The sequence below is a fragment of the Desulfothermus sp. genome (assembly GCF_053993635.1).
In genome coordinates this window covers 1-7,285 of sequence record NZ_JBMYBT010000107.1, presented here as the reverse complement: position 1 = coordinate 7,285, position 7,285 = coordinate 1, and the positions used below count along the sequence as shown (strand labels likewise).

Here is a 7,285-nt window from a genome sequence, read left to right as displayed (position 1 = left end):
TCTCTTATACTACGGCTTTGTTTTAAGCTCTGTTTTATAAGCTTAATCTCCAATTTTTTTCTTGCTTCTTTTAAAGGCAAATTCAAATAATTATATGTTGTCTCCACTTTATTTAAAATAGTATGGGGCAAATCTTCTGGATATATCTTGTCTTTGTCTAAAATAACCACTAGACGTTCAATTACATTTTGAAGTTCCCGCACATTTCCTGGCCAGGGGTATTTTAAAAAAACATCACACACATCTGGAGACAGGCTCTTCTTTTTATTGTATTTTTTAGAAAATTGTTCCAGAAAATAACATGCAAGTGGGATTATATCTTCTTTTCTTTCCCTTAACGGAGGGATATTAATAGGGATAACATTAATTCTATAGTAGAGATCTTTTCTAAAGGAACCCTCCTCAACCATTTGTTCAATATCTCTATTAGTTGCACAAATTATCCTAACATCCAGTTTAACAGGTTTTACACTCCCTAGAGGGTAGATCTCCTGGTCCTGGATGGCCTTTAAGAGCTTGACCTGAAGTTTAGGTGATATTTCTGCAATTTCATCAAGTAAAAGTGTGCCATTTTGCGCCAATTCAAATATACCCAATTTTCCAGTTCTATTTGCCCCAGTAAATGCCCCTCTTTTATAGCCAAATAACTCTGCTTCTAAAAGTGTCTCAGGAATAGCACCACAATTTATCTGAATAAATGGCCCATCACTCCTATTACTCATTTTGTGTATCAGTTTTGCAATAACTCCTTTGCCAACTCCAGATTCACCTGTAATTAAAACTGGTGCATCTGTTGGCGCAAATTTCGCTATATTTTCAATAAGTAAGCTCATGCTTTTGCTTTTTACAACCACATCTTCTAAATTTAAAAATCTATTTCTAAGCTCTTTTAGCTCCATATAATAAGAATTGCTCTTTGCCTGAGTCTTCTCGAGTTCCCGCTGAATATCATTTAACTCAGCCATCTCCCTGTAATTTGCAACATAACACAAAAAATTACCATTTTTATCATAAACAGGCACACTGGTAATAAACACCTCTACACCAGTCTTTGTTCTGTGACTCATGTTTATGCAATCACCTGAAAAACTCTTTTTGTCATTAATTATAAGGCCTTCTTTTAAAAAGTCCTTTAAATTCTTTGCATAAATATCCTCTCGCCTTCCTCCAGTTATCCTTTCAACTGCCTTATTTGCATAAAATATATTTCCCTTTTTATCACTAAGTACAAAACCATCATAGGAATTCTCTATAAGCCACAAAAATTTCTCAAGGGTATCAATACCCTTTTCTAAAAAAATAGGTGGAATTTCCATATCAATATTATTTGTCATAAAGACTCTCTCTATCTAATGCCTCTTGTAATTCTTTAATGGAGAAATTTGCTTTTAGATGTCCTCTTAATGTCATTCACCACACATATTGCAATTTTACGAATATTATCAAAACGTTTCTAAAGCCAAAATCCAGACTTTCCCTTTTTCTTAAAATGAAACAAAGGATATATGGCTTATATGCCAAATTTTACATTCTTTTTTTCTTTGCTGAATTTAATGCATGTCTTTTAGATGCACTTAAACAAGACTTCCTGAGTCTTATTAATTTAGGAGTCACTTCTACCATTTCATCGTCTTTAATAAATTGTATTGCTTTCTCAAGTGTCATGGGAATTATTGGTGTCAATGTTACTGCCTCGTCCTTTCCTGCTGCCCTTAGGTTTGTCAATTTTTTAGTTTTACATGGATTTACATTAATATCTGTATTCCTGTTGTGCTCTCCAATTATCATCCCTTCATAAACAGGCTCACCAGGTGTTACAAACAACCTACCCCTGGGTTCCAGATTAAAGAGCGCATAAGCCACACAAATTCCCTGTCTATCTGATACAATGGATCCTGTAAATCTTCCTTTGATCTCTCCAGCAAATTCCCCATAACCTTCAAACAGGCTGTTCATTATACCTGATCCCTTTGTGTCAGTTAAAAATTCGTTTCTATACCCGATTAATCCCCTTGCAGGTATTATAAATTCCATACGCACCCTGCCCTTTCCGTTATTAATAAGATTTACCATCTTCCCTTTTCTCAAAGACAACTTCTCTGTCACAACCCCCATAAATTCTTCTTCACAATCAATTAAAACTCTCTCCATTGGCTCCTTTATCTTTCCATCCTCTTCCTTAAAAATCACTTCAGGTCTGCCAACACACATCTCATATCCTTCCCTGCGCATGGTCTCAATTAAGATTGCAAGTTGAAATTCGCCTCTTCCCTTAACTAAAAAACTGTCTGAATCTGGCATTTCCTCTACCTGAATTGACACATCTTTAAGGGTCTCTTTAAAGAGCCTTTCCTTTAATTTTCTAGACTGGACATATTTGCCTTCCCTGCCTGCAAATGGACTTGTGTTTATTGTAAATCTCATGGATACAATGGGCTCATCAACTCTAATCCTTTCAAGGGCGCATGGATTATCTCTTGTACAGATGGTATCACCTATTTTTACCTCTTCAATTCCAGATAAAACAACAATATCACCTGGTTCTACTCTATCTGTTTCTCTCAAGTTAAGCCCTTCATAAATTTGTAGTTTTGTGACCTTTAAGGGTATGTGCTCATTTTTTTCATTCACACATATCAATATTTCATTGGACCCAACATATCCATTAAATACCTTACCTATAGCTAACCTTCCAAGATAATCTGAATAACTTAGATCAGAGACCAACATTTGAAAAGGCAGGTCATTTTTATATGATGGTGGAGGCACATATTTTAATATGGTCTCAAATAAAGGGGTTAGGTCTTTATTTTCATCATCTAGATTTCTTTTAGCAATTCCCTGTTTTCCAATTGCATACAACAAAGGAAAATCCAGTTGTTCTTCTGTGGCATCAAGATCTATCAAAAGGTCATAAATTTCATCTAGAACTTCATCTGGCCGTGCATCCTTTCTATCTATTTTATTTATACACACAATAATGGAAAGCCCTGCATCAAGTGCCTTTTTAAGGACAAATCTGGTCTGTGGTAGAGGGCCCTCAGATGCATCTACCAATAAAATTGCCCCATCAGCCATGGATAAGGCCCTTTCCACCTCTCCCCCAAAATCTGCGTGTCCAGGGGTGTCAATTATATTTATCTTTACCCCATTCCACATTACTGAACAGTTTTTTGCAGCTATGGTAATTCCCCTTTCTCTCTCTAAATCCAGCCTATCCAATATTCTCTCTTCTAACTGGATATTTTCCCTGAACAGGCCGCTCTGTTTAAACATATTGTCCACAAGGGTTGTCTTCCCATGATCAACATGGGCTATTATGGCAATATTTCTTAATTTTTCATTGTAACTCAAATTATCTCCCATAATTCCTTCCTATAATAAAATTAAAGACAGTACGAAGTAGACCTTTTTGAGTAGTTTGTCAAAATAAATATAAAAGATAAATTATTTCAGTTATCATTAGCCATTAAAAAAACTGCCAGTTATTTTTAACTGGCAGCTCTATGTGCATAAAAAATTATATACCTTTTAAAAACTAATCCCTAGTTCCACAAAAGGACCTGCAAATTCAATGTCTGAATCCACATCACTGTAATCAATCTTTACCTTTTCATATCTATATCCCCCGCTTAAAAATAATGGGCCAAAGGGGTGTATTTTGACCCTTCCAATGAGATCATAGTAACCATTTCCAGAGTAAGCAACTCCCCTGCCCTCTGCTTCTATGGTTATCCACTTAATTGGCTTTACCTGCACGCCTAAATATACCATTGGAATTGGAATAGTAGCGGATTTTGATTCTGATAAAGATAAATCTGGTTGCTCAATTTTTCCATAAAAATCGATTATTTTACAATTTAATCCTGCTTCTACATTTAAAATACCAGCTGATAATGTATTTAAAAAGGGAATACCATAATAAAGTGCAATATCGTATTGATTAAGTTCTAGTTCAGATTTAAATGGTATATTGGCCTGGAATGTAACATCTCCAAATTTAAAAGAATTGGTCTTTATACCATTTCCATCAAAATCCATTGGTGAATACATTAAATAAATATTTGGGATAAACAGAGGCATATCTATTTTTGCCCTTGCCAGTAATTTAGTTTCTGTGTCATATCTAAGTTCATTGTCCACACTTAATTGCTCTCCTTTGTAAGAAAAATAGCCAGTTGGATCCTGTTGCCACATTCCCAGACTAACCTCAGCCCCTATTGCAAAAACAAGAGATGGAATAATAAATAAAACCAATGAGATAAAAGATGCTATTACATATTTCTTATTCATAATCCTCCTCCTTTTTTAAAAATTTAATGTCTTTGTAAAACTTCTGTTAAAACCTCTTTAAGTTCTTCTAATGTATATGGTTTTTTAAGTGAACCGCTAAATCCATATTTTTTATAATCCATCATAACTAAATCATGTGTATATCCACTGGATACAATCCCAATCACATCTGGGTCTATTTTAATGAGTTCTTTAATTACTTCTTTTCCTCCTTTCCCTCCAGGTATGGTGAGATCCAAAATAACTAAATCAAATTTATCACCTCGATTAAAAGCATCTTTATATAGATCTATGGCCTCATCTCCCTGTGTGGCTAAAACAACTTCTTCAAATCCAAGGTGTTTTAAGAGTTCTGTTGCTACTTCAGCAATCATGACATCGTCTTCTAACAAAAGCACCCTTCCTGAATATTGTGTTTCTGCTTCTTTTTTTAATTCTTCATCTCTTTCTATGTCTTTTGTGTCTAAAGCTGGAATAAAAATTCTAAAGGTAGCCCCCTTGCCTAAGGTAGATTCCACCACTATTTCTCCGTTATAACTCTTTATCAAAGAATAACATATGGCTAGCCCCAATCCATGTCCTTTTTCTTTGGTGGTAAAAAAAGGTTCAAAAATCTTTTCCAGCTCTTCTTCAGCAATTCCCTCTCCATTATCTGTAATTACTATTTCTACATATCTTCCTGGCTCAAGGATCTTATTTCCCACATCACACCTTGTCTCACATATCATACTTTTCAAAGAAATATTGATTCTTGGAATAACTACTTTTTCACATGCCTGTTTTGCATTAATTATTATATTCTGAATTACCTGTGATATCTGGATAGGATCTACTTCCACTTTATATATAGGTTCAACTATATTTAAATCCCACTTTATATTTGATCCACTCAAAACAAACTGTACTGTTTCCTTTACTATTTTTCTAAGAGAGGTTACTTCTTTTGCTGGGGATCCTTTTTTTGAAAAACTGAGAAGTTGAGAGACCAATGAAGATGCGTAATTTACGGCATTTTCAACAGGCTCCAGCCTCTTTTTAATATCTATAACAGAACTAGAATGTTTCATTAAAGATACATTGCCCATTATTGAAGTCAAAATATTGTTAAAATCATGGGCAATGCCACCTGCAAAAAGACTTAAGGCCTCCATTGTTTGCCTATTTAAAATCTCTTTTTCCAACCTCTTTTTATCTGTAACATCTATACCTACATGTAAAACACCTGCGGATTTTCCATCTTTTTCCCGTAGGCACGTGGAATACCAAGATATAATTTTTTTATTTCCAGACTTGGTAACTACCCTTGATTCTCCCCCATCTAGAGGAATGCCTGTATCCATCACATTTTGAACTATTCTTAACATTCTTTTTCTATAGTCTTTTTCTGGATAAATAAGTTCCCACACCAGGGTGCTCCCTAAAGCTTCTTCCTTTGGATATCCTGTAATTTTTTCTGCAGCCCTGTTCGCAAATAACAGGTTATGGTCTTTGTCAGTGACTGCAATTATTACATTGGCAACATCCATAAGTCCCTTTTGAAACATAACTGATTGATCTATCTTTTTTAACAAATTCACTTCCAGTGAAATGTCTGAAAACACCATTACAATTCCCAGTAAATTTCCTTGATCATCTTTAATTGGAGCCGCACTGTCTTTAATTGGTATCTCCCTTCCATCTCTGGAAATCAATGCTGTGTGGTTGGCAAGTCCAACTACCCTACCATGTCTAATTACCTTTCTTACAGGTGCCTCAACAGGCTCTTTTGTAATTTCATTTACAATAACAAAAACCTCCTCTAAATTTTTCCCCGTGGCCTCATCCTCACTCCAACCAGTAAGGTTACATGCAGCCTCATTCATAAGCTCAATTTTTCCATCTGGATCAGTGACAATAACCCCATCGCCAATGGATCGTAGAGTTACTTCCCTTCTTCTGGTTTGAAAAAGTAGCTCTTTTTCATATCTTTTTAGTTCCTCAATCATTAAGTTATACTGTCTTGCTAAAAATCCTATTTCATCTTGTCCTAACTCTGCAATTTTCTGAGAAAAATTCCGTTGAGACACAAAAGAAAGACCCTTTGCCAAATTCTCAATTCTATTTATCACTATCTTTTCTATAAGAACAATTAAAATAATACACAAAAACAAAGTAATTAGACCGAACTGAGCAAGTGAGACTAACGTGTAATTTCTTAATTTTTGATATGCAAACATGGGAGTGACAAATACATGAATAGAACCTATTTTTTCCTTTTCACCCTTTATATCAACCCAAATATCTGCATGTTTATAAATAAAACCATCCCTACTTGGCATCTTAGTGTTAATAATTCTTTTAATCTGCCATTTTTTGTCCCTGATTAGACCTGCAAAAACAGAATTGTCTTCATCTAAGAGTATAATAGAATATACATCCTTATCTACCATCTCTGCATTTAACAGTCTTAAAGCCTCTTCTTTGTCCACATTCCATAAAGGGCCTGTTGCACTAATACTTAGTCTTTTTGTAAGTTCTTCAGTTTTTTTATTAATCGAGTTCAAAACATTATTTTTTGAATAATAGTAGAAAGACAGACCACCAAAAATATATACGAAAAATAAAACCAATACCACCCAGAAAACTATTTTTGTCTTCAAGGAATTGGTCATATAATTCTCCCTCTATTATTTACATTTTTCTTTTTTATTGGTACCATATATAAAAAAGTTTCTATTTACAACAAACTTTTTAAACCAGAGGTCGCTATTTATTATGAATTACTTTTCAAAGTTAATAAAAAGCCTGGTTATATGGATGGTTATATTCCAGTCAACGGCTTTTGCCCAAAATGTGGGTCATCTAAAAAAAATCACCCTTTGGACATTGAACTGGCCACCTTATGTTGGAGAAGGACTACCAGACATGGGGGGTACTTATAAATTAGTAAAAAAGGTATTTGAGAAAATGGGATATTTGATTGAAATAGAATTTAGGCCATGGAGTAGGGTTT

5 protein-coding genes are annotated in these 7,285 nt (G+C 34.5%); 1 reads left to right on the top strand and 4 read right to left on the bottom strand.

Annotation, left to right across the window (positions count from 1 at the left end; translation table 11 throughout):
- The 4 genes from ACY2V1_RS08055 to ACY2V1_RS08040 all read right to left on the bottom strand — a co-directional run.
- On the bottom strand, nucleotides 1-1,334 hold a 1,334-nt coding region (locus ACY2V1_RS08055; protein ID WP_461834283.1), incomplete at its 3' end, for a sigma-54 interaction domain-containing protein.
- A gap of 190 nt (nucleotides 1,335-1,524) precedes the next feature.
- Nucleotides 1,525-3,366, bottom strand: a complete 1,842-nt coding sequence (typA, locus tag ACY2V1_RS08050) for a translational GTPase TypA (protein WP_461834282.1) — start codon at nucleotides 3,364-3,366, stop codon at nucleotides 1,525-1,527.
- Nucleotides 3,367-3,531: 165 nt separating this feature from the next.
- A complete protein-coding gene (locus ACY2V1_RS08045; protein ID WP_461834281.1) occupies nucleotides 3,532-4,293 on the bottom strand; it encodes a TIGR04219 family outer membrane beta-barrel protein in 762 nt (253 codons plus the stop codon).
- A gap of 23 nt (nucleotides 4,294-4,316) precedes the next feature.
- Nucleotides 4,317-6,944 (bottom strand): PAS domain S-box protein, encoded by a 2,628-nt coding sequence (locus ACY2V1_RS08040; protein ID WP_461834280.1) that lies wholly within the window; start codon nucleotides 6,942-6,944, stop codon nucleotides 4,317-4,319.
- 103 nt (nucleotides 6,945-7,047) lie between these two features.
- On the opposite strand from ACY2V1_RS08040, the gene ACY2V1_RS08035 reads away from it, so the two are divergent.
- Nucleotides 7,048-7,285 (top strand): hypothetical protein (locus tag ACY2V1_RS08035; protein WP_461834279.1); only part of this gene is annotated, 238 nt, incomplete at its 3' end.

Coding starts and splice junctions, on each gene's coding strand:
- typA (WP_461834282.1), bottom strand. CDS start 3,366: ATGGGAGATAATTTGAGTTACAATGAAAAATTAAGAAATATTGCCATA.
- ACY2V1_RS08045 (WP_461834281.1), bottom strand. CDS start 4,293: ATGAATAAGAAATATGTAATAGCATCTTTTATCTCATTGGTTTTATTT.
- ACY2V1_RS08040 (WP_461834280.1), bottom strand. CDS start 6,944: ATGACCAATTCCTTGAAGACAAAAATAGTTTTCTGGGTGGTATTGGTT.